Genomic DNA, 22,252 nt, shown 5'->3' with positions numbered 1-22,252 from the left:
CGGCGCAGCAGGCTCATCGCGCCGCGCGCTTGCTAGCCGACGCCGACCGCGCAGACCCCGACGGTGCAGACCCCCGCGTCGAGCCGGTGCCCGAGGAGGGACCGGCCGAGGCTGCCTTGCGACCCTTCGCAGCCGCCTTGGCGGGGCTCTTGGTCGGCTTCTCCTTCGTCGCGGCCTTCGCCGCGACCGCCTTCTCGTGCTTCGGGGCTCCCTCGGCGCGGAGCTTTTCGCCCTCGGCGACCGACATCACCTGGTGTCCACCGAACCCACCGCGCAGGGCCGCCACGGCCTGCATGGTCGGGGACTCCTGCTGGCGGGAGGCGAACCGGGAGAACAGCGACGCCGAGATGACCGGCATCGGGACCGAGTTGGCGATCGCCTCCTCGACGGTCCAGCGCCCCTCCCCCGAGTCGACGGTGTAGCCGGAGACGTCCTCGAGGTGCGGGTTCTTCTCCAGGGCGTCGACCAGCAGGTCGAGCAGCCAGGACCGGACGACTGTGCCGCGGGTCCAGGCCTTGAAGGCGCCCGGGACGTCGGTGACGATGTCCTTGGCCTCGAGCAGCTCGTAGCCCTCGGCATACGCAGCCATCAGGCCGTACTCGATGCCGTTGTGGACCATCTTGGTGTAGTGCCCGGCGCCGACCTTGCCGGCGTGGACGAAGCCCTCCTCGCGCGGACCCTCGGGCCGCAGGGCATCGAAGATCGGCATCGCCTTGCGCACGTTGGCAGCCGAACCGCCGACCATCAGGCCGTAGCCGTTGTCCAGGCCCCAGATGCCGCCGCTGACCCCGCAGTCGAGGTAGCCGATGCCCTTGGCCTTCAACAGCTTCTCGTTCTCGAAGTCATCGGTGAACCGGCTGTTGCCGCCGTCGATGACCATGTCGCCCTTGTCGAGCAGCTTGGCCAGCTGGGCCACGGTGTCGGTCGTCGGCGCGCCCGCGGGGACCATCACCCACACCGTGCGCGGGGCGTCGAGTGCCTTGACCAGGGCGGCCAGGGTCTTGACGTCCGCCACCGCAGGGTTGCGGTCGAAGCCGACCACTTCGTGCCCGGCGCGGCGGATCCGCTCGCGCATGTTGCCGCCCATTTTGCCGAGACCGATCAGACCGAGCTGCATGTGACGACTCCCGTTCGTGTGGGTGGTTCGGTATGCCGCCGCGCTGGCTTTGCGGCATACCTCGCGGTGCGCGTGCTCAGGCTACGCCCGGGGGCGGTCAGCTCGCGAAGCGAACGGGCATCAGGACGTAGCGGTAGGAGCTGTCGGCGTCGCCGTCTAGCTCGTCCTGGCCGGACAGCACCGCCGGGCGTGACGGCTGGGTGAAGGAGAACCGCGAGTAGTCGGTGCCGACCGCGCCGAGGCCGTCGAGCAGGAACTGCGGGTTGAACGCGATCTCGATCTCGGGACCGGTGAGGGTCGACTCGACGGCCTCGGAGGCCTGGGCGTCGTCACCGGTGCCGGCCTCGATGGCCACCTGGCCGTCGGAGAACTTCAGGCGCACCGGGGTGTTGCGCTCGGCCACGAGGGCGACCCGCTTCACGGCCTCGATGAGCTCGGAGGTCTTGAGGACGGCCTCGGTGTCGACCGTCGTGGGGAAGATCGAAGTGACCTTGGGGTACTCACCGTCGAGCAGGCGGGTGGTGGTGCGTCGCTGCCCGGCCTCGAAGCCGACCAGCCCGTCGCCACCGGCGGAAGACCCGAGGGCGACCTCGATCGACCCGGAGGCGCCCAGTGCCTTGGCCGTCTCGGACAGGGTGCGGGCCGGGACCAGGGCCAGGTGGCTGGCGTCGGTGGCCTCGGGGTTCCAGGTCAGCTCACGCATGGCCAACCGGTAGCGGTCGGTCGCGAGGAGCGTCATCTTGTCGCCGTCGATCTCGACGCGGACGCCCGTGAGAATCGGCAGGGTGTCACCGCGGTCGGCGGCGATCGCGACCTGGGCAACCGCCTGGGTGAAGACGTCGCCGGCGATGGTGCCGCTCGCCGTGGGGGAGATCGGCAGCGTGGGGTAGTCGTCGGCCGGCATCTGCATCAGGCTGAAGCGCGAGGACCCGCAGACCACGGAGACCTTGTTGCCCTCGGTGGCGATGTCGACCGGCTTGGTGGGGAGGTTGCGGGAGATGTCGGCGAGCAGTCGGCCCAGGACGAGCACCGTGCCGCCCTCGGCGACCTCGGCCGCGACGGTGATCTTGGCGGAGACCTCGTAGTCGAAGGCCGAGAGGGTCAGGGTGCCCTCGTCGTTCGCCTCGATGAGGACACCGGCGAGGACGGGCACCGGGGGACGGGCCGGGAGGCCACGGGCCACCCAGGTCACGGCGTCGGCGAGGACCTCACGTTCGACCCGAAACTTCACCGTGACTACCTGCCCTTTCGCACGCGGCCCCGCCGCCGAACTTCAAGAATGTGACTTCACAAATGTGATTGCGCACTGACCCTAGTGCTCACGATGCACTCGGCCAACCCGGATGGGGCAATCCGTCCCAGCTGTTTCCTCCGTGTCATTTCAGTGGGTAGCGGTGTGGTCTGGAGGTGGGCAGGGTCAGGATTGGTACTCGGGGCTGGATGGCTGATGGGAGATGGGTAGTCGTTGTCATAGGGGGTGTGGATCCTGTGGACGACCGACATCGGTGCAGGTCAGCGCGGCGCGCCCCCTGTGTATGCCGGGTGGACAAGCGGTGGCACAACCTGGGCCGGCTTGTGGAGGCGCCGGCTGCGCCCACACGGTCTCCACACGGCATACCCCGGTTGTCCCCAGCTGAAAGCTGGTCGTGCACGGGTTGTCCACCGGTTGTCCACAGGGGTGGATGTGCGGGGGAAACGGCTCCGGAACAGAAATCATCCGTTTGGTGGATAGGCGTAGGGCCGAACCACATACCCACAGAGTTGTCCACAGGTGTGGACCATGGGTCGAGTTCCTCAAATGTCCGAATCTGCTGCGGGATTCGTGCTCACCTGAGCACGAACTCGACTGAGGTGTCGGGGAGGTGAACAGGCCCCCACACCTGTGCACAAGGCTGTGGACAACCAGTTCCTCGTGCAGAGAAGTCGGAATCCGGCGTCAGCGAGACTGCTGCTTGATCCTGTTGGTCAGCTCGGTCACCTGGTTGTAGATCGCGCGCCGCTCGGCCATCAGCTGGCGGATCTTCTTGTCGGCGTGCATGACCGTGGTGTGGTCACGGCCACCGAACTGCTGCCCGATCTTGGGCAGGGACAGGTCGGTCAGCTCGCGGCACAGGTACATCGCGATCTGGCGAGCCGTGACCAGGACCCGCGAGCGCGACGTGCCGCAGAGGTCCTCGATGGTCAGCCCGAAGTAGGCCGCGGTCTGGGCCATGATCGTCGCGCTGGTGATCTGGGAGCCCTGCTCGTTGGGGATCAGGTCCTTGAGGACGATCTCGGCCAGGCCCATGTCGACGCTCTGCCGGTTGAGGCTGGCGAAGGCCGTGACGCGGATGAGGGCGCCCTCGAGCTCGCGGATGTTGGTCGAGATCCGGCTCGCGATGAACTCGAGCACGTCGTCGGGCGCGCTCATGCGTTCCTGGATGGCCTTCTTGCGCAGGATCGCGATGCGGGTCTCGAGGTCGGGCGGCTGGACGTCGGTCAGCAGGCCCCACTCGAACCGGCTGCGCATGCGTTCCTCGAAGCCGGACAGCAGCTTGGGGGGCAGGTCACTGGTGATCACGACCTGCTTGTTGGCGTTGTGGAGCGTGTTGAAGGTGTGGAAGAACTCTTCCTGCGTCTGCACCTTGCCCTGCAGGAACTGGATGTCGTCGATGAGGAGCACGTCGACGTCGCGGTAGCGGCGCTGGAAGTTGCTCGCCTTGTCGTCGCGGATGCTGTTGATGAAGTCGTTGGTGAACTCCTCGGAGTTCACGTACCGCACCTTCACGTGCGGGTAGAGGTTGCGCGCGTAGTGCCCGATGGCGTGCAGCAGGTGGGTCTTGCCCAGCCCGGACTCGCCGTAGACGAACAGCGGGTTGTACGCCTTGGCCGGCGCCTCGGCCACGGCGACCGCGGCCGCGTGGGCGAACCGGTTGCTCGCGCCGATGACGAAGGTGTCGAAGGTGTACTTGGGGTTGAGTCGAGTCGCCGACTCGTCGGTGACGCTCATGACCTCGTCGCGCGGGCGGCGTTGCGCCTCGGCGGGCGGCGTCAGCGGGTAGACGTTGTCCACCGTGAGGTGGGCAGGCGGCTGGCCGTGCGGCTGTCCATGCTGGGCGAGGGGAGGGATCGACAGGGGCTGCTCGTCGACGTAACCCGTGGTGTCCTCACCATGGTGGGCCTCGTCCAACGAGGTGTCGACGGTGACGGCCAACTGCACCTGCTCGCCGAGCTGAGAGGACAGTGCCTGGGTCACCGCGTCGCGCACCCGCTGCTCGACGACGTCCTTGGTGTACTCGTTCGGCACCTTGACCAGGGCGGTTCCGTCGAGGAGTCCGGCGAGGCGGGCCAGCGTGAGGAACGCGCGTTCGCGGGCCGGGAGTCCGTCGGCGTCGAGGGTGGCGATGGTGTTCTGCCAGATCTGCGTGTAGTCCAGATCTGTGTCACTCACCGGTCCCACATCCCTTTCGACGGTTTGGCTGCCCTGTCGCAGGGTCATGGTGTCTGTCCCCTGTGCCTCATCGACACTGTGCCTTATCCACATAGTTATCCACAACCTGTGGGCAAGGGATGGGACGAGGAGGGACGGTAACAACAGCGGCGCAGGGCGGCAACCGAAACGGCGGAAATTGGGTCTCGTTCGGGGAAATTGGTGCCCGACGCACGGCGTGTCTGGGTAGAAATGGCCAAGAGTGGGTGCTATTGGCGCCTCGCCAGCCCAGCTGCTCCACGCGGTATGCCGCGTGGCCGGCGCTGGTTTGACCCTGCGGTGGGCGCTCGCGTACCTTGGAACCGGCCTGTCGGCCGTTTTCGCATGCCCGTGACGCCCTGGATCCCTGGTGCCAGCCACCGAGGATCGGTTCTCGCGGGTCTCCGATTGCGGCCGACCACCCAGCCGCCCATGCACTCAGCAGGCCACCCGGGCCTGATCAGTAACGGAGATCCTCGTGAGCAAGCGTACTTTCCAGCCGAACAACCGTCGTCGGGCCAAGACCCACGGCTTCCGCCTGCGTATGCGGACCCGTGCGGGTCGCGCCATCCTGTCGGCCCGCCGCGCCAAGGGCCGCACCGAGCTCTCCGCCTGAGGCCGACCCCGTGCTGCCCGCGGGGCACCGGCTCCGTGCGAGTTCGGACTTCGCGGCCACCTTTCGGGGGCCCAGGGGAGCCCGAGCTGGCTCCACGCTGATCGTGGTCCACGCCAACCAGGCCGACGCGCGTGCGGGACAACCGCCGCGGGTCGGTTTTGTTGTCTCCAAAGCCGTCGGCGGAGCGGTGGTCCGCAACCGGACCAAGCGGCGCCTGCGGGCGCTGATGGCGGCTCGGGTCGGCGCACTCCCGCTTGGTACGGATCTCGTGATTCGTGCGAATCCTGTTGCGGCGCAAGCCAATTCGTCGTCTCTGGGCGTCGAGCTGGATGGTCTCCTCGCTCGGGTGACCGCACGACTCGGGGCGAGGCGCGCGTGAGCACCCTCAAGCGGGTGACCGCGGCACCCCTGATCGGGCTCCTGCTCTTCTACCAGCGCTTCATCTCACCGATGACGCCCCCGACCTGCCGGTACTACCCCTCCTGCTCGGCCTACGCGCTCACCGCGATCCGGCGCTTCGGTCCGGTCCAGGGAACCTGGCTGGCCGCCAAGCGGTTGGCTAGGTGCCATCCCTGGGCAGCCGGTGGGGTCGACCACGTTCCAGCACGACCCACGCATGCCGCCCACGCCGCCTAGCGGCAAGGCACCAGACCTGCCGGCCGCGCGGCATACCCACTGCGCGGCCGGAACCACCGGTGGACCGTCACCTCGACGGCCCACCACCAGATTGAGGACGACATGAGTTTCAGTGATCTGATCTTCCCGTTCGAGTGGATCGTCTCGTGGATTCTTTTCGGTTGGCACTGGGTGTTCACGAACCTGCTCGGCATCCCGTCCGACTCCGGCGTCGCGTGGACGTTGTCCATCGTCGGCCTCGTGGTGGTGATGCGGGCCGCGATGATCCCGCTGTTCGTCAAGCAGATCCACGCGTCGCGGCGGATGCAGCTCATCCAGCCCGAGATGCAGAAGATCCAGGCCAAGTACAAGGACAAGAAGGACCCGGACTCCCGTCAGGCGATGACGCAGGAGACGATGGACCTCTACAAGCGCACGGGGACCAACCCGTTCAGCTCGTGCCTGCCGATCCTGCTGCAGTCACCGTTCTTCTTCGGACTGTTCCGCGTGCTCAACGGGCTCAAGAAGATCGCCGACGGCACGAACGATCCGATCGGCCCGATCTCGGCCAAGCTCGCCGGTGAGGCGGAGTCGTCGACGTTCTTCGGTGCACAGCTGTCCGACAAGTTCGTCGGAGCGAACAGCCTCACCGTCCAGATCGTCACTGTCGTGCTCATCATCGCCATGTCTGCCAGCACGTTCACCACCCAGCGCCAGCTGATGATGAAGAACATGCCGGCCTCGGCGCTGGACAACCCGTTCGCCAAGCAGCAGAAGATGCTGCTCTACCTGATGCCGATCTTCTTCGCGATCTCCGGCGTCAACTTCCCGATCGGTGTCCTCCTGTACTGGCTCACCACCAACGTGTGGTCGATGTGCCAGCAGTTCTACGTGATCCGCAAGATGCCCGCCCCCGGCTCCCTCGCGGAGAAGGCGATGCAGGAGCGGCGGCGCAAGAAGGGCAAGCCGATCGAGGAGTTCACCGTCAAGGGGCTCGACAAGGTGGAGGACACCGAGGCGCCCAAGGCGGGCGGTCAGCGCGTCCAGCCTTCGCGGAACAAGAAGAAGAAGGGTGCCGCAGGGCCGGCCAAGAAGCCGGCGCCCAGCTCCACCACAGACACCAAGCCCCAGACCGACAACTGAGAGTGACCACCATGACCGAGCACAACAACACCGTCGTGGACGACACCCAGACCACTGAGACGTCCATCGACGAGGGCACCGACCAGGGCGCCGACCAGGGCATCGACCACGGGACCGACCAGGGCACCGACCAGGGCGCCGATCAGCTCACCGACCCGGGCGCCGGCGACTCCGACGACTCCGACGACACGGCAGCGGACGCGCCCTCTGACCACGAGCACGGGGCGCCGCGGCGTCGCCCGGCCAAGGTGGCCGACCTCGAGCGTGAGGGCGAGGTGGCAGCGGACTTCCTGGAGACCCTGCTCGACATTGCCGACCTCGACGGCGACATCGACGTGGACGTGGACGGCGACCGTGCCGCGGTGTCCATCGTCGACTCCGACGAGGGCCGGGTGCCCCGGCGCCTGGTCGGCCAGGACGGCAAGGTGCTCGACGCGCTCCAGGAGCTGACGCGGCTCGCCGTCCAGGCGGCCACCGGAGAGCGCAGCCGACTGATGCTGGACGTAGCCGGCCACCGGGCCGAGCGCCGTGCGTCCTTGGTCGAGGTCGCGCGCGGCGTCATCGAGCAGGTCAAGGCGACGGGCGAGCAGGCCTCTCTCGAGCCGATGACGGCTTTCGAGCGCAAGGTCGTTCATGACGAGGTCCTCGCTGCCGGTCTCACGTCCGAGTCCGACGGCGTGGAGCCCCGGCGCTTCGTCGTCGTCCTCCCGGCGTGATCGAGCCGCAGGCGAGCGTGTTTCACGTGAAACAGAGCGCATGACGGCGCACGAACGCACCGACGACGGGCGCGGGACCGGGGAGACCGGGACCGCGCCCGTCGCGTCGTCGACGGGTCCCGCCGCTCCTCCAGCCGTTTCAGACCCAACCGCTTCAGACCCGCCCGCGTCAGACCCAGCGGCTCCGGCTCCGGTGGCACCGCAGGCGGCTGAGGCAGTGTTCGGTACGCAGCTGGCCCTGGCCGAGCGGTTCGCCGCGATCCTGGCCGACACCGGGGTTTCGCACGGCCTGATCGGCCCCCGCGAGGTGCCGATTCTCTGGGACCGGCACATCCTCAACTGTGCGGTCGCGCACGATGCCTTCCCCGAGGGGGTGGCCGTGGTCGACGTGGGTTCCGGAGCCGGGTTGCCCGGTTTGGCCCTGGCCATCGTGCGGCCTGACCTGCACCTGCATCTGGTCGAGCCCATGTTGCGTCGCACCACGTGGCTCTCGACCACGATCGACGAGCTCGGCCTCTCCAACTGCACGGTCCATCGGGGCCGGGCCGAGGAGTTCAACGGGGTGCTGACGGCGCCCTATGCCACCGCGCGAGCGGTCGCCCGCATTGACAAGCTCGCCCGGTGGACTTTCCCGCTGCTGGCCGACGACGGCACCCTGGTGGCCCTCAAGGGCGAGTCCGCCGCCCAGGAACTGGCCGCCGAGGAGAAGGTGCTGCGCAGGCTCGGAATGACCTCAGCGCGGGTCGTGACCTTCGGCGCCGGCCTGCTCCCCGTGCCCACCACCACGCTGCAGCTCACGGTGGGCGCTCGTCCGGCAGCCAAGCGCGGTGCCGCGCGACGCGCCAGGAACCGGACCTGATCAATCCTGCTGACAGGGCGCTGCCTCCCGCGTTGTGACGCACGCGCGAACTAGGGTTGGATGATGCCCATGGCCAACGAGGAGACTGCGTGAGCACAGCAACGCTGCACCTGACCAGGGGGCTCGGATGGCCGCAACGGCCGGACCGCCCCAGCAGCGCACTCGGGTGGCCGGCAGGGGACCGGAGGTCGCAGAGCGACCCGGTTTCACGTGAAACGGAGCAGCTCTCCACCGCGACGACGGCCCAGGACGAGCGCGCGGGACAGGCCGAGCCCACGGCGAACGGTACGACCCTCACGACAGGTGACGCCTCCATGACCGGCACAGTCGACAGCGATACCGCCGCTGTTTCACGTGAAACCAACGGCGCCCGCGACCTCCATCCCGACGCCCACGCGGGCACCCACCCGGGCACCCGCCCCGTGGATGCGGCCGCGGCTGAGGAGGCGCTGGCGGCCGTTGTTTCACGTGAAACGGACGAGCGTGAGGAACTGGCCTCCTCCTTGCCGACCGCTGACCGGGACACCCCCTTGGCGCAAGCCGTCGCCGCTGATGCCCGCAAACGAATAGCCCTCACCGGGCGAGTCTTCCCCAAGCCGACGGCGACGCGCGTCCTGACCGTGGCCAACCAGAAGGGCGGGGTGGGCAAGACCACCACCACCGTGAACGTCGCGGCGGCGCTGGCCCAGGCGGGCTTGACCGTGCTGGTCATCGACATCGACCCGCAGGGCAATGCGAGTACGGCCCTCGGTATCGACCACCACGCCGAGGTGCCGAGCATCTACGACGTCCTCGTCGACGGCACACCGATGGCGGATGTTGTCCAGGAGTGCCCGGACATCCCCGGCCTGTGGTGTGCGCCGGCCACGATCGACCTCGCCGGCGCGGAGATCGAGCTCGTCTCGCTGGTTGCGCGCGAGACCCGCCTCCAGAAGGCGATCGCGGCGTACCTGGAAGCGGACGCCGATGCCGATCGCCCGGCGCCGGACTACGTCCTGATCGACTGCCCCCCGAGCCTGGGCCTGCTGACGGTCAACGCCTTCGTCGCCGCCCAGGAGGTCTTCATCCCGATCCAGTGCGAGTACTACGCGCTCGAGGGTCTGTCACAGCTGCTCAAGAACATCGAGCTGATCCGCAACCACCTCAACCCGTCATTGCACGTGTCGACCATCCTGCTGACCATGTACGACGGCCGAACCCGCCTGTCGGCCCAGGTCGCCGAGGAAGTGCGCAACCACTTCCCCGCGCAGGTCCTGCGCAACACCGTGCCTCGCTCGGTGCGCATCTCGGAGGCGCCGAGCCACGGCCAGACCGTGATGACCTACGACCCCAACTCCAGCGGCGCCCTGTCCTACCTGGGCGCGGCTGCTGAGCTCGCCGATCGCGGCGCCGCCACCGCCGACCACTCGACCGCGTCCACGCAGAACTGAGAGAAGACACCATGAGCGAGAAGCGCCGCGCACTCGGCAGGGGCCTGGGTGCCCTGATCCCGAACGCCCCGACCTCCCCCAACGGCCGTCCCGTGGACGTCTTCTTCCCTGACCAGCGTCCCGGCGCGACGGCGTATGCCGGTGGGACGCCGTCCGGGCGCGACGGCGCCGGCGAGGCCACGGCTGGGGCAGGGACGACCACGACGACGATGGAGCCGCCCAGCGACGCCGGTCACGGTCCGGACGGGGTGTCCGACGACGATCGCGCTGCCGGCAACGGGCAGAGCCGCACCGGTGAGGCGCCAGGCGGTGACGCGAACAGCACCGACGACGCAGATGGCGCGGTGGACGCGGCAGAGACGGACAACCCGCACGGGCTGGCGCCGGTCCCGGGAGTCTCCTACGGCGAGATCCCGGTCGAGCAGATCCGCCCCAACCCGCGTCAGCCCCGGTCGGTCTTCGACGAGGACGACATGGCCGAGCTGGTGCACTCCATCTCCGAGATCGGGGTGCTTCAGCCGATCGTCATCAGGCCCATTCCTGCAGGTCAGGGGCCTGACCAGCTCGACAACGCCCCCGAGGGCGTGCGCTACGAGCTCATCATGGGTGAGCGCCGCTGGCGCGCCTCGCAGGAGGCTGGGCGGGCCACCGTGCCGGCGATCGTCAAGGAGACCGAGGACGACGACCTCCTGCGGGACGCCCTCCTGGAGAACCTGCACCGCAGCGAGCTGAACGCTCTCGAGGAGGCGGCGGCCTACCAGCAGCTGCTCGAGGACTTCGGCTGCACCCACGACGAGCTCGCCGCTCGGATCGGCCGTTCCCGGCCCCAGATCTCCAACACGCTGCGGCTGCTGAAGCTGCCTCCGCTCGTCGCCCGCCGCGTGGCTGCGGGCGTGCTGTCGGCCGGCCACGCGCGGGCCTTGCTGTCGCTGCCCGACGGGGCCGCGATGGAGCGCGTCGCGCAGCGGATCGTGGCCGAGGGCCTGAGCGTCCGCAACGTCGAGGAGATCGTCGCCGTCGGCGGGCCGGACGACGTGGCCAAGCCGCGTCGCCCCCGCGCCGGCAACCGGCACCCCCAGCTCGACGACCTGGCGGCCCGGCTGTCCGACCGGTTCGACACGAGGGTCAACATCGCCCTGGGTCAGCGCAAGGGCAAGCTGACGGTCGAGTTCGCCTCGGTCGAGGACCTCAACCGGATCGTCGACATGCTCGGCCTCGACCGTCGCAGCTGAGACCACGGACCGACCGACTGCCCGCGACCGCGGGCTGCTCAGCGGTCGGCGAATCCCCTTGGGGGAGTAGCCGATTCGTGGCCGTTGTCAGCTGTGTGAGGCGAGGTAGGCGCGCAGGTCGCCGAGTCTCAGGACGCCCGTCGTGGCCGTGTCGTCATCTCCCAGGTAGAGCCGCTGCAGACTGACCAGCACGGCCTCGGCGATCGTGTCGCGGAACGCCGGGTCGGCCAGGCGTGCGGCGTCGCTGGGGTGGGACAGGTAGCCGGCCTCGATGCGCACGGCAGGCATCCGGGTCTGCTGCAGCAGGGCCCAGGAGCGGCCGTGCGAGCGGCAGTTCTCGAGACCGGTGCGCGCCACGACCTCGCGCAGCACCAGGTCGGCGAGGTGCTCCCCGACGGCCGACCACGACGTCTTGCGGTCGCGGCCGAAGAAGAAGGTGGCGACCCCGCTGGCCTCGGCGGCGTCGTGGGAGTCGCAGTGCAGTGAGAGCACGAGGTCGGCGCCGGCATCGTTGGCCAGGGCGGCCCGCTCGTCCTCGGTGGGGCAGGTGTGCTCGGTGCGGGTGTAGACGACCGAGACGCCGATGGCGGTCAGCCGACCCTCGATCCGGCGCGCGAGGTCCATGACCAGCTCGGCCTCGACCAGCCCGTGGGCCACGGCGCCGGAGTTGCTGCCACCGTGGCCCGGGTCGAGCACGACGGTGCGGCCACTCAGGCTGTGCCCGGAGCGGCGGACCAGCTCCTGCTCGCGCAGCACGTTGGCCGAGCCCCCGGACACGGAGCGACGCAGGTCCTTGAAGGCACGCAGCGTGTCGGGACCGACCGATCCGTCACCGGAGAGGCCGTAGGCGCGCTGGAAGCTGCGTACCGCACGCTCCGTCTCGGGCCCGAACCGGCCGTCGACGCGGCCGGCGGCGAAGCCGAGGGTGTTGAGCCGCTCCTGCAGGGTGACGACGTCCTCCCCGCGCAGCAGGTGACCCGGCGTGTGCATGAGGATCCGGTCGCCGAGGGCCCAGCGGGCACCGTCGATGGCCGTGAAGGTCTCGACCCCGACCACCCCGTCGACGATCAGCCCCTTGTGCTGCTGGAAGGCCCGCACCGCGCGCTCGAGGGAAGCGTCGAACAGGGCGGGGTCGAACGGGGTCTGGTCCCCCTCGCCAGCGCCCTCGACGTCAGGGCCGCCGAGGTGTGGCGGTTCGGGCAGCTGGTCGAGTGGCAGCGCCGCCAGCCTGGCTCGCACGTCCAGGACGGCGGGTCCGTGGCTGCCGAGGCCGAGCAGGCCGCTCTTGCTGTCGGACACTCGACCTCCTCGGGTGATCGCGCACCGAGCCAGGTTCTTGGCCGGTGTGCGGGTGGCTGGCTGTTGGGGTATTTGTGCAGGTCAGCGGTGGTGCGCCCGGGTTGCGGGGCATGGTGGCTGACGCCCGAGCCTAAGTCAGAACCGGGCTGCGGACCAACCGGACGACCCCTGGTCCGAAAGCCTGGTCCGAAGGCCTCGTCCGGTCGCCTGGTTCGTCCGTGGTCCTCACGTCCTGGCCCGAAGCCAGGGGACGACGATGCCGGCCGCACCCACCATCGGGCGCGGCCGGCACACGGTCACTGCGGTGCTCAGCCGAGGTAGTCGGCGAGCTCGCGCACCAGCTTGGGCTTGGGCATCGCACCCACGAGGGTCTTGACGACCTCGCCGCCGACGTAGACGTTGAGGGTCGGGATGCCGGTGATGCCGTAGCGGCTGCTCACCGCGAGGTTCTCGTCGGTGTTGAGCTTGACGATGTCGATCTTGTCGGCGTGCGCGATCGCCAGCTCCTCGAGGACCGGGGCGACGGCGCGGCACGGGCCGCACCAGGGCGCCCAGAAGTCCACCAGGACGGGCTTGTCGTTCTGGAGGACGTCGACCTCGAAGGTGGCGTCCGTGGTGTCCTTGATGGCTCCCACTCGGGGGCTCCTTTCGGTGGTGCTGCGGTTGGGGCTGGATGGGTGGTGAGGTGTGCCGGTTGTGGCGTGGGGCTCGGCCTGTCCGTCAGGATCCCAGCGGGGTCTGACAGGCAGACAGGGTGGTCAGTGGGTGAGGGCGGGCTCGTCGGTGAGGGCGGCGTCGCCTGCGGGTGCGCCCGCGTGCTCGCGGTCGGCGAGGTAGCGCTCGGCGTCGAGGGCCGCGGCGCACCCGGAACCGGCCGCGGTGATGGCCTGGCGGTAGGTGTGGTCGACGAGGTCGCCGGAGGCGAACACACCGGGCACGTTGGTGAGCGTCGTGCGGCCCTGGACCAGGACGTAGCCCTCGTCGTCGAGCTCGACGACGCCCTTGACCAGCTCGTTGCGGGGGTCGTGCCCGATCGCGACGAACAGGCCGGTGACGGGCAGCTCACGGGTCTCGCCGGTCACGGTGTCGCGCAGCGTGATCCCGGTCAGCTTGGCATCACCGTGGATCGCCTCGACGGCGGAGTTCCAGGCGAACCTGATCTTGTCGTTGGACAGGGCGCGCTCGGCCATGATCTTGGAGGCGCGCAGCTCGTCGCGACGGTGCACGATCGTCACCGAACGGGCGAACTTGGTGAGGAAGGTCGCCTCCTCGACGGCCGAGTCGCCACCGCCGACCACGGCGATGTCCTGGTCGCGGAAGAAGAAGCCGTCACACGTCGCACACCACGAGACGCCGTGGCCGGAGAGTCGCTTCTCGTCGGGCAGCCCGAGCTCACGGTAGGCCGACCCCATCGCCAGGATCACGGCGTGCGCACGGTAGGTGTTGCCCTCGGCGTCGACGACCGTCTTGACCTCGCCCTCGAGGTCGACCGACTCGACGTCGTCGGTGATGATCTCGGCGCCGAACCGCTCGGCCTGGGCCCGCATGTTCTCCATCAGGTCCGGGCCCATGATGCCGTCGCGGAAGCCGGGGAAGTTCTCGACGTCGGTGGTGTTCATCAGCGCGCCACCAGCGGTCACGGCGCCCTCGAACAGCAGGGGCTGGAGGTTGGCCCGGGCCGCGTAGACGGCGGCGGTGTAGCCCGCTGGACCGGAGCCGATGATGATCAGACTGCGGATGTCGGCAGGTGCGGTGGTGCTCACGCGGTTACAGCCCCTTGTGGTCGAGAAGGCGGTGCACCGCAACATACGGTGCCTGTGTCTGCAACCGATCGTAGGCCCTCGATGTTCCCCACCGCTGCGGTGCGTCACGACGCGCCGTGAGGCGGCCCCTGCAGGCTCAGGGGACCGCGAGCGGGCCGGCCAGCACGAGGGGGTGCGCGGCGTCGCAGGCCGGGGACACGGCATACACGGTCCGTCCGGTGTCGTTGCTGACCACGGCGACCACCGCTGGTGCGCCGTCGAGAGTCGCGACGTCAGCCGCGACCGGCATCCAGGCCTGCACGCCGATCGCGGTGAGGCAGGCGCGCAGGCCGGTCTCGCTGTCGGCGGGACCGCGGCTCGCCTTGGGTGCTGCTGCGCTGTCGCGGGCGGTGTAGTGGACGGCAGCAGCCTGCGTGGCGAGCGCTGCCGCGGTGTATGCCGTGCCGCTGGCCGCCAGCGACACCTGGCCCAAGGGCCCCCTGACCCGCAGGTCCGGGCCCGAGGACGACTGGGTGCGCGGCGCCACGCCCGACCCCGAGTTCGTGTCCGACCCGCTCTCGCTACTGGCCGCCGCCCCGCTGCCGCTGTCTGCGGCGGAGCCGCCGCTGAGGGAGGCCATCACGTCGCCGGGGCCGGTGCCGGTGAGCAGGGCGGGGAGGCCGAAGCCGAGGATGGCGGCTGCCGCGGCGGCGACTCCCACGTGCTGCCAGCCCCAGCGGCGCGGTCGCAGGGGCACGACCGTGCCGCCGCCCTCGCGGGCCGACTGCTCGGCGGCGATGGAGGCGTTGATCCGGGAGACGAGGTCCGCCGGCATGGGGCCGGGGTCCGGCAGGGCCGACAGCAGCTCGCGGATGCCGGTGGGGTCGTGCTCGGGGCCTCCCTTGTCCGCGGGGGGCACGGGTGGGGTGCTCACCACGAGAACCTCCAGACGTCGGGGACCAGCATTCGGGACGCGCGGATGCCGGTGGACACACGGCAGGGGCGACATGTGTACGACGTCACGGCTGCCCCGATGGTTCCCTGAGGAGCTCGGCCATGGCATCACGGCCCCGGCTGCAGCGCGACTTCACGGTGCCCTCCGCGACCTCGAGGACGGCGGCGGCCTCCGCCACCGAGAGGCCGTGCATGTCGACGAGGATGAGCGCCATCCGCTGGCCCTCGGGCAGCCGGTCGAGGGCCTCCCGCACGTCGAGCCTGGTGTCGACCGAGGCCTGCGCGTCGCGCTTGTCGGACAGCTCGTACTCGGGCAGCGGACTGGTCGGCTTGTCGCGCCGCAACCGGTCCAGGCACGCGTTGACGACGATGCGGTGGAGCCACGTGGTCACGGCCGCGTCGCCTCGGTAGGACTCGGCTCGCCGGAACGCCGAGATGAAGGCGTCCTGCACGCAGTCCGAGGCCAGCTCGCGGTTGCGCGTGGTCCGCAGCGCGACAGCCCACATCCGGTCGCGGTGACGACGGAACAGCTCCCCGAAGGCGTCCGGGTCGCCGGCGATGTGGGCGCGGAGCAGGTCGCGGTCGTCGCGCTCGCGCAGCGGGAGGGTGCTCATGGGTATGCCGCCCTGCCGACCTTCCCGGTCAGCTGACCGTGACCTCGGCCAGCGTGGCGCGGAAACGCCCGTCGCTGACCTGGGTCACGCTGGTGAACCAGACGAAGACGAACTGGCCCTTGACCGCTGCAGGGGCGGTCAGGGTGACGTCGCCGGACTTGCCCTTCGAGGAGCCGACCTCCTTGGCGCTGTCGAGGCTCTCTCGGTCGTCGCCGACGTAGACCGTCACGTCGGAGGCGTTGGGCAGGACCAGCTTGACGGTGGTCACGTCGCGGTTCTGGCCGAGGTCCAGCCGCACGCCGACGCCCTTCTTGAGGCCACCGAGGTTGGCCGACGCGTAGCCCTCCGAGCTCCAGAAGGTGTTGTCCTTGCCGTCGAAGACGCGGGCCGCCTCGCCGTTGCGCTCCGCACCGTCGCCCTCCGGGTCGAACCCGGTGGCGCTGAGGACGGCGAAGGACTGGCTCGAGGACTCGTCGGGCTGCGTCGGCGTGACGGTCACCGCTGGGGCGGTCACCTTGACGGTGCTCCTCGGCGTAGGGGGGGTGCCGAGCCCGAGGTCGGTGTTGGAACCGATCTTCGAGGCTCCGTAGAAACCGACCACGATGGCCAGGATGAGGAACGCCGCCACGACGGCCAGCACGAGCTTGGACTGGTCGCGCGTGGGTGCCTCGCCGGTGTCGGCGTGGAGCATGGGGAGCGGAGGGTCCAGTGGCTCCTGGCCCTCGACGAGGGCCTGGTCGAGGGAGATCCGGCGTTGCTCGGCCCGCTCCTCGGCCGCCTGGCGCTGCGCCCGCCGCTCGGCCGCCTTGTCCGCCGCCGCACGGGCGAAGCTTCCCACGCGGTGTGCAGCAGCCCCTGCTGCCTGACCGGCTGCCTGACCTGCCGTGCCGATCGCGGACCCGACCGCACTCGCCGCCGCAGCGGCCTGGGCGGCTGCCGCCGCGCCGGCGCCCGGCTCACCGGGCTCTGCGGATGGCTGGGTGGATAGCCCTGCGGCCGGCTCGGACAGCTCGGAGGGCTCGGAGGGCGGGCCGGGGAGGACCGGGTCGAACCGCGTCTGGGTCGGGCGCGTCGCGGGACTGCCCGTCGCGCTGCCGCCACCTGCGGGACGAGGGCCACCCGCGGCCGGGAGCAGCGCCGTGTCGACGTCCGCACCGGTCGCGTGGTGCTGAGACGCCGCATCCTGCTCGTCTGCCGCGTCCCACTCGTCCGCGGACACGGACGGTCCGTCRACCGGTCCGTCGACCGGTGCGTCCTGGCCGGTCGGCAGGGCGACGGTGCTCTCCGAGGCGGGGGAGGACGCGGGTGCCGGGGTTGCCTGGGTTGCTGGCGGGATGGGCACCGTGGCGAGCTCGGAGCGCAGCTGCTCCATGGCCAGCGGAATGGTCCGGGTCGTGCCGTCGTCCACCGGGGTCGTGCCGCCGAGACCGCTGACCTGCGCCATGGCCCACGGCGCGATCTGGGAGGCGAAGTCACCAGGGGTGAGCGGCCCCTGGTCCTCGTTGAGGGTGAGGCGGCACAGGGCGTCGAGGTCACCGGGGACACCCGCCGCGATCTCGGACGGCGCGGGGACGCCGCCGACGACGTGCGGCGCGGACTCCAGGCCGGGGACCGAACCAGGCAGTGGCCACCGGCTGGTCAACGCGGCATACGTGAGGGCCACGACGCCCACGGCGTCCAGCCGAGCCGCCTGCGTGGCGTCGAGGTCGTCCTCGTCGGCCATCGCGGCGAGGGTGGCCACCCCGCGGACCTTGATGGTGCCGTCGTGGGAGCGCAGGACCGAGTGCGGGGTGAGGCGCAGGTGGTGCAGGCCCCGGCCGCGGGCGGCCTCGAGGCCGGTGGCGGTCTCGCCGACGACGCGGCGGACCTCCTCGGCGGGCAGTCCGCCCTGTTCGAGGATCTGGGCGAGCGAGTGGGCGTCGTGGATGGCTTCCTCGACGAAGAACGCGATCCCCTCGGACCGGCCCACGTCGAGCACGCGCACGAGGCGGTGGTTGTCGAGTCCGGCGACGCGACGCGCGGCGTCGAGGGTGGCATCGGCGTGGGACTCGTCCTCGGAGAAGCACACGATGACGACGTCGCGCTCCAGCGTCGTGTCGTGGGCCGACCAGCGTTCGGCCCTCGGCAGCTGCTCGAGCCGACGCTGCACGGCATAGCGGCCGCCCAGCACCGTCGATGGGCCTACCCCGTGCACGCTGCCTCCTACGGTGTCGATGGACGCGTCGCCCCTATTGCACCAGCACGGTGCGGGCTCATCCTAGGGCGTGCCCGATCAGGACGGGCGGCGCCGCAGGCGGCGCAACACGGGCTCGAACAGCTGGCCGACCTCCTCGACGCGCAGCAGGTGGGCGGTCCCGAAGCACAGGACGAGGAACAGCACCCCACCCAGCACCATCTCGACGAGGGCGCCCGACCAGCGCTCGCCGTCGATGCCGAAACCCTCGAGACCAACGAGCATGAAGGCCGTGGCCGCGGCGGCCAGCAGCCCGGCCAGCGCGAGCCTGACGTAGGTGCGGATGCTCGATCCGAGCCGCAGCAGGCCCAGCCGCCGACGCAGCAGCATGAACCCCAGAAGGGCCGCGGCGAGGTTGCTCAGCGTCTGTCCGATGCCGACGACGATGCCGGCGCGCCCAGGGTCCACGGTGAGGGCCGTGATGTTCACCGCGGTGGCGACGACGGTCACCACCACCTGCAGCAGGAACGGTGTCCTGGCGTCCTCGTAGGCGTAGAACACGCGTTGCACGAGGTAGAGCCAGCCGAACGGCACCAGTCCCAGCATCATCGCCATCATCACGTGCGCGATCGCCAGGCTCTCGGCGTGGTCGTTGCCGGGGAAGGCGACCCGCACGGCCTGGGCGCCCAGCACCAGGGCGAGGAAGGTGCCGGGGACCAGGAGCACCGCGGGCATCCGGATGCCCCGGCCGAGGTCGGCGACCACCTCCACCGTGTCGTCGCGGTGCGCGGCCTGGGAGAGCCGGGTGAACAGGGCGGTGACGAGGGAGACCGTGATCAGGGAGTGGGGGAGCATGAACAGCAGGAAGGCGAGCCCGTAGGCAGTGACGCCCGCGCCGACCTGACCGCGCTCGTCGAGCAGGTCGCCCGCCCGGGTCATGACCTTCGACGTGACGATGAACCCGAGCTGGCTGACGGCCACCGCCGCGAACGTCCACAGCGCGACCTTGGAGGCGGACCGCAGCCCCACGCCGCGGAAGCCCCACACGGGTCGATACCGGAAACCGCTGCGGTGCAGCGGGAGCCACAGCGCGAGTGCCTGGGCTGCGACGCCGAGGGTCGCGGTGCCCGCCAGCAGCCAGATCATGGTGCCGGACCAGTTCTCGACCTTGATGTCCTTGCCGTAGGCCGCGCCGAACCAGAGCAGCCCGCCGATCGCGACCACGTTGGCCAGGGCCGGCGCCCACATGTATGCCGCGAACTGACCTCGCGCGTTGAGCACCTGGCCGAACAGGGTGTAGAGGCCGTAGAAGAAGACCTGCGGAAGGCAGATGAAGGCGAACGCGGTGGCCAGCCCCAGGGTCGTGGCGTCCCACCGGTTGGAGAACAGCCGGACGAGCAGTGGCGCGGCCGCCGTGACGACGATGGTGGCGCCCAGCAGCAGGGCGATCGAGAGGGTGAGCAGCCGGTTGACGAACTCGTGACCGCCGTCGTCATGGCTCGCGGCCTTGGTGATCTGGGGCACCAGGACGGCGTTGAGGACACCACCGGCGAGCAGCAGGTAGAACTGGTTGGGCAGGGTGTTGGCGACCTGGAACGTGTCGGCCGCCAGGGCGATGCCCACGGTGGCCGCGAGCATCGAGGCCCGCGCGAACCCGAGCAGCCGCGAGACGACCGTGCCGGCGGCCATGACGGCGCTCGACCGGGCAAGGCTGCGCTCGTTGCCGGTGGTGGCGTCGCTCATTCGGGGATGGCCTCTCGGGGGAGCCGGGCGCCGGGGCGACGTCGGACGGTGCGCACGATACCCAGCAGCAGGATGAGCCCGCCCACGGCGGCGAGCCCCCAGTAGACCCAGTTGCCCGTGGGCGTGACGCGGACCTGCACGTCGGCGCCCTGTCCGATGACGGTGCCGTCCGGCGTCGTCAGGGTGGTCCGCAGCGGCACAGAGCCCGCGGCGAGCGCCGTGACGCCCACGAACACGGTGGCCCTGCTCTTGGGGCCGATCCGCAGGACGGCGGGCTGGCTGTCGATCCGCAGGCGCGGGTTGGAGGCCTCCACCGTGAGCTTGACGTTCTCGACCGGCACGGCCAGGTCGTTCGTGACGGTGATCTGCAGCCGACCGGAGTCGGCGAGGAAGTTGATCGTGCTGGCCGACACCTTGACCGACGTGGTCGTCTGCCTGGCGGCCTGGGTGACCCGGCCGCTCAGGGTGTCCCACGCGGTCGGGGCGGCTCGCCAGCGGGTGGAGGCGAGCTGTTCGGCCGCCCGGGTCCAGGTGCGCAGGAACTCGTCGCCGTCGTCGCGGATCTGGGCGACACCGCGCACCGTGCGGACGGTCTGCTCCAGCTGGCTGATCCGGGCACTGGTGAGGACTGCCCGGCCGCCGCTGGGCGCGACCGTGGGCCGGGTGACCGGGGCGGCTGGAGTGCCCACGGCGCGCCTGGCCCTGGCCAGCACGTCGCCGGTCGTCGTCGGGGTGAGCCACGGGATGCTGGCGGTGGCGGAGAGGAAGGCCCGGGCAGCGGTCGGGTCGGGGTTGAACGAACGGGGCGCCGCCACGAGGACCGAGCGCCCCTGCGTGCCGGGGAGCTCGTTGAGCAGCGCGACCGAGTCCGCGACGAACTGCTGGGTACTCAGCACGCCTTCCGCCGCCGAGGTGGTCCGCCGCAGCAGCGCGCTCAAGGCGTCGTCGTAGGCCAGCAGCGGCAGCCCGGTGGTGCTGCGTTGCGCCGAACCCGGGGTCGCGGCCGACCCCGGCGTGCTGAGCACCGCGGCCGAGGTGACCTGCCCGGCGAGGGCAGGCACGCGGAAGAGCCGGCGCAGGGCCGTCTCGCGGCTCGTGGTGTAACCGCCGTCGGCCGGCCAGGCCACGTCCGCGCGGCCGCCCAGCTTCTCGGCCACCGCTTGCGAGCGCCCCACCAGGGTGCGCATCAGGGACTGGCCCGTGCTGGCCCCGGCGACCGCCGCGAGGTCGGCGTCGGTGTCCGGCAGCACCCACGGGGTATGCCGCGCGGCCGCGTCGGTGATGCGGGCCTGGGTCGCGGCGCGCATCGCCGTCTCCTGGTCGCCTTGGGTGGATTCACCGCCGAGGTCGACGCCCGCGGGCAGCAGGCCGGGCAGGAGGGTGGGGTCGATGGCCCAGGTCACCGGCGCGTCCTGGGTCGCGTCAAGGACCCGGTTGACCCGGGATCCCTCGGCGAGCGCCTCGCCCCAGGCGGTCTCGCGGCTCGCTCCCCGGCCACCGAACAGGTTGGGGTCGGGGTCGAGGGTGAGCGGCACGGCCCAGCTGATGGAGATCGGCTCGTACTGCTTGGTCCGCTGGTAGCCGGCGAAGGTCCGCACGCTGGACGTGCCGGTCTGGATGCTGAGCGGGATGGCGCCGTACGCCGCGCCCCCCAGCGAGGCGAGGCGGGGAACGGTGAGCGAGAACGACGCCGTCCCGCCCGCCGGCACGGCACCGGCGAGCCGGGTCTGGGCGATGACGGTTCCCTCGGCCGGGCCGGTCGCCGCCGCCCAGGCCTGGACGGCCTCGCGGGTCGACTTCAGGGCGGCGTCGGCGGTGGGCATGACCACGGACACGGTGGGCCGGTTCAGCGGGCCGGTGCCGTCGTTGTGCACCGTGCCGGTGACGACGAGGTCCTGGCCGCCCATCACGACGGCTGGGGTCACGGCGGACAGGGCGAGGTCGACGCCCGCTGCCGACGCAGGCCCGGACCCGGCCGCCCACGTGGGCAGCGCGAGCGCGGCCGCGGCGAGCACGCGGCATACGGATGCGCGGTGCATCACCCGTCTCCGGCCAGACGCGCCCAGGCCTGCCTCGCGATGCGTCGCTCGTTGGGAAAGGTGAGGTGCTCGTGCGCCTCGCGCAGGGGCAGCCAGGCGACGTCGATCGCCTCGTGGTCGGGGTCGTTCTCGATGGTGAGGTGACCGCCGGTGGCTTCGAGCAGGTAGTGGTGGACGAACTTGTGCACCCGGCGCTGGTCGGTGGCGAACCAGTAGTCGATGGTGCCGAGCTCGGTGAGGACGCGGCCCTCGATGCCGGTCTCCTCCTCGACCTCACGGGCGGCGGCCTGCTGGAGCGTCTCGTCGTTCTCGAGGTGCCCCTTGGGCAGGCACCACTCGATGCGGCCGGCCCGGTTGCGACGCGCGATCACGGCGATCCGGGCGACGCCCTCGTGCACGTCGACGACGATCCCGCCCGCCGACCGCTCCTCGACCGCGGGCAGCCGGGGCCGCTGGGGCACCAGCCTCTCGGGGTCGCGAGCGGGGGAGGTCACCGTGCCACTCTAACGAGC

General features: G+C 70.6%; 20 protein-coding genes. 8 read left to right on the top strand and 12 right to left on the bottom strand.

Going from position 1 to position 22,252, the window contains the following annotated elements; all coding sequences use genetic code 11:
- Positions 1–13 precede the first annotated feature (13 nt).
- The 3 genes from gnd to dnaA form a co-directional block, all read right to left on the bottom strand.
- Positions 14–1,117 carry a phosphogluconate dehydrogenase (NAD(+)-dependent, decarboxylating) gene (gnd, locus tag AC1DXJ_RS05615; RefSeq protein ID WP_477614219.1) on the bottom strand — a complete coding sequence of 368 codons (1,104 nt, stop codon included), beginning with the start codon at positions 1,115–1,117 and terminating at the stop codon, positions 14–16.
- A 97-nt stretch (positions 1,118–1,214) separates the two neighbouring features.
- Entirely contained in the window at positions 1,215–2,348 is a 1,134-nt protein-coding gene (gene dnaN, locus AC1DXJ_RS05610; RefSeq protein ID WP_477614218.1) for a DNA polymerase III subunit beta, read from the bottom strand.
- A gap of 705 nt (positions 2,349–3,053) precedes the next feature.
- Positions 3,054–4,547, bottom strand: coding sequence for a chromosomal replication initiator protein DnaA (gene dnaA / locus AC1DXJ_RS05605; RefSeq protein ID WP_477636506.1), 1,494 nt, complete (start codon positions 4,545–4,547; stop codon positions 3,054–3,056).
- 496 nt (positions 4,548–5,043) lie between these two features.
- Here dnaA and rpmH point away from each other — a divergent pair, with 496 nt between their 5' ends.
- The 8 genes from rpmH (at position 5,044) to AC1DXJ_RS05565 (ending at position 11,176) form a co-directional block, all read left to right on the top strand.
- Positions 5,044–5,181: a 50S ribosomal protein L34 gene (gene rpmH / locus AC1DXJ_RS05600; RefSeq protein WP_140739978.1), complete on the top strand. Its 138-nt coding sequence runs from the start codon at positions 5,044–5,046 to the stop codon at positions 5,179–5,181.
- Complete coding sequence (rnpA, locus tag AC1DXJ_RS05595; RefSeq protein WP_477636505.1) at positions 5,120–5,560, top strand: ribonuclease P protein component; 441 nt, start codon at positions 5,120–5,122, stop codon at positions 5,558–5,560. Before rpmH ends, rnpA begins: the two co-directional genes overlap by 62 nt.
- Positions 5,557–5,817, top strand: coding sequence for a membrane protein insertion efficiency factor YidD (gene yidD / locus AC1DXJ_RS05590; RefSeq protein WP_477636504.1), 261 nt, complete (start codon positions 5,557–5,559; stop codon positions 5,815–5,817). Before rnpA ends, yidD begins: the two co-directional genes overlap by 4 nt.
- Before the next feature lie 102 nt (positions 5,818–5,919).
- Positions 5,920–6,939 (top strand): membrane protein insertase YidC, encoded by a 1,020-nt coding sequence (yidC, locus tag AC1DXJ_RS05585; RefSeq protein ID WP_477614214.1) that lies wholly within the window; start codon positions 5,920–5,922, stop codon positions 6,937–6,939.
- An 11-nt stretch (positions 6,940–6,950) separates the two neighbouring features.
- Entirely contained in the window at positions 6,951–7,655 is a 705-nt protein-coding gene (locus AC1DXJ_RS05580) for a Jag family protein (protein WP_477636503.1), read from the top strand.
- A 217-nt stretch (positions 7,656–7,872) separates the two neighbouring features.
- Positions 7,873–8,514 carry a 16S rRNA (guanine(527)-N(7))-methyltransferase RsmG gene (rsmG, locus tag AC1DXJ_RS05575; protein ID WP_477636502.1) on the top strand — a complete coding sequence of 214 codons (642 nt, stop codon included), beginning with the start codon at positions 7,873–7,875 and terminating at the stop codon, positions 8,512–8,514.
- 89 nt (positions 8,515–8,603) lie between these two features.
- Entirely contained in the window at positions 8,604–9,944 is a 1,341-nt protein-coding gene (locus tag AC1DXJ_RS05570) for a ParA family protein (protein WP_477636501.1), read from the top strand.
- 11 nt (positions 9,945–9,955) lie between these two features.
- Positions 9,956–11,176 (top strand): ParB/RepB/Spo0J family partition protein, encoded by a 1,221-nt coding sequence (locus tag AC1DXJ_RS05565; RefSeq protein WP_477636500.1) that lies wholly within the window; start codon positions 9,956–9,958, stop codon positions 11,174–11,176.
- Between the two features lie 87 nt (positions 11,177–11,263).
- On the opposite strand, the gene AC1DXJ_RS05560 is transcribed toward AC1DXJ_RS05565, so the two are convergent.
- From AC1DXJ_RS05560 to AC1DXJ_RS05520, 9 genes are all read right to left on the bottom strand, one after another.
- Positions 11,264–12,475: an N-acetylmuramoyl-L-alanine amidase gene (locus AC1DXJ_RS05560; RefSeq protein WP_477636499.1), complete on the bottom strand. Its 1,212-nt coding sequence runs from the start codon at positions 12,473–12,475 to the stop codon at positions 11,264–11,266.
- 308 nt (positions 12,476–12,783) lie between these two features.
- A complete protein-coding gene (gene trxA, locus AC1DXJ_RS05555; protein WP_477614208.1) occupies positions 12,784–13,110 on the bottom strand; it encodes a thioredoxin in 327 nt (108 codons plus the stop codon).
- Between the two features lie 123 nt (positions 13,111–13,233).
- Positions 13,234–14,283 carry a thioredoxin-disulfide reductase gene (gene trxB, locus AC1DXJ_RS05550; protein WP_477636498.1) on the bottom strand — a complete coding sequence of 350 codons (1,050 nt, stop codon included), beginning with the start codon at positions 14,281–14,283 and terminating at the stop codon, positions 13,234–13,236.
- A 91-nt stretch (positions 14,284–14,374) separates the two neighbouring features.
- Positions 14,375–15,151 (bottom strand): hypothetical protein, encoded by a 777-nt coding sequence (locus tag AC1DXJ_RS05545; RefSeq protein WP_477636497.1) that lies wholly within the window; start codon positions 15,149–15,151, stop codon positions 14,375–14,377.
- Positions 15,152–15,236: 85 nt separating this feature from the next.
- A complete protein-coding gene (gene sigM, locus AC1DXJ_RS05540) occupies positions 15,237–15,785 on the bottom strand; it encodes an RNA polymerase sigma factor SigM (RefSeq protein WP_477636496.1) in 549 nt (182 codons plus the stop codon).
- A 28-nt stretch (positions 15,786–15,813) separates the two neighbouring features.
- Positions 15,814–17,979, bottom strand: a complete 2,166-nt coding sequence (locus AC1DXJ_RS05535) for a hypothetical protein (RefSeq protein WP_477636495.1) — start codon at positions 17,977–17,979, stop codon at positions 15,814–15,816.
- 78 nt (positions 17,980–18,057) lie between these two features.
- Positions 18,058–19,701, bottom strand: coding sequence for a murein biosynthesis integral membrane protein MurJ (gene murJ, locus AC1DXJ_RS05530; RefSeq protein ID WP_477632857.1), 1,644 nt, complete (start codon positions 19,699–19,701; stop codon positions 18,058–18,060).
- Positions 19,698–21,740 carry a DUF6049 family protein gene (locus AC1DXJ_RS05525; protein ID WP_477636494.1) on the bottom strand — a complete coding sequence of 681 codons (2,043 nt, stop codon included), beginning with the start codon at positions 21,738–21,740 and terminating at the stop codon, positions 19,698–19,700. Before AC1DXJ_RS05525 ends, murJ begins: the two co-directional genes overlap by 4 nt.
- Entirely contained in the window at positions 21,740–22,234 is a 495-nt protein-coding gene (locus AC1DXJ_RS05520; protein WP_477614201.1) for an NUDIX hydrolase, read from the bottom strand. The genes AC1DXJ_RS05525 and AC1DXJ_RS05520 overlap by 1 nt, the downstream gene beginning before the upstream one ends.
- Between the last annotated feature and the right edge of the window lie 18 nt (positions 22,235–22,252).

The organism is Pedococcus sp. P2_D9 (genome assembly GCF_056404275.1).
The sequence above is the reverse complement of the archived record's forward strand: the minus strand, read 5'-3'. Positions and strand labels throughout refer to the sequence as shown.

Excerpts from the sequence above, each read along its gene's own strand:
- gnd (WP_477614219.1), bottom strand. The coding sequence starts at position 1,117 with ATGCAGCTCGGTCTGATCGGTCTCGGCAAAATGGGCGGCAACATGCGC.
- yidC (WP_477614214.1), top strand. The coding sequence starts at position 5,920 with ATGAGTTTCAGTGATCTGATCTTCCCGTTCGAGTGGATCGTCTCGTGG.
- AC1DXJ_RS05580 (WP_477636503.1), top strand. The coding sequence starts at position 6,951 with ATGACCGAGCACAACAACACCGTCGTGGACGACACCCAGACCACTGAG.
- AC1DXJ_RS05565 (WP_477636500.1), top strand. The coding sequence starts at position 9,956 with ATGAGCGAGAAGCGCCGCGCACTCGGCAGGGGCCTGGGTGCCCTGATC.
- trxB (WP_477636498.1), bottom strand. The coding sequence starts at position 14,283 with ATGTTGCGGTGCACCGCCTTCTCGACCACAAGGGGCTGTAACCGCGTG.
- sigM (WP_477636496.1), bottom strand. The coding sequence starts at position 15,785 with ATGAGCACCCTCCCGCTGCGCGAGCGCGACGACCGCGACCTGCTCCGC.
- murJ (WP_477632857.1), bottom strand. The coding sequence starts at position 19,701 with ATGAGCGACGCCACCACCGGCAACGAGCGCAGCCTTGCCCGGTCGAGC.
- AC1DXJ_RS05525 (WP_477636494.1), bottom strand. The coding sequence starts at position 21,740 with ATGCACCGCGCATCCGTATGCCGCGTGCTCGCCGCGGCCGCGCTCGCG.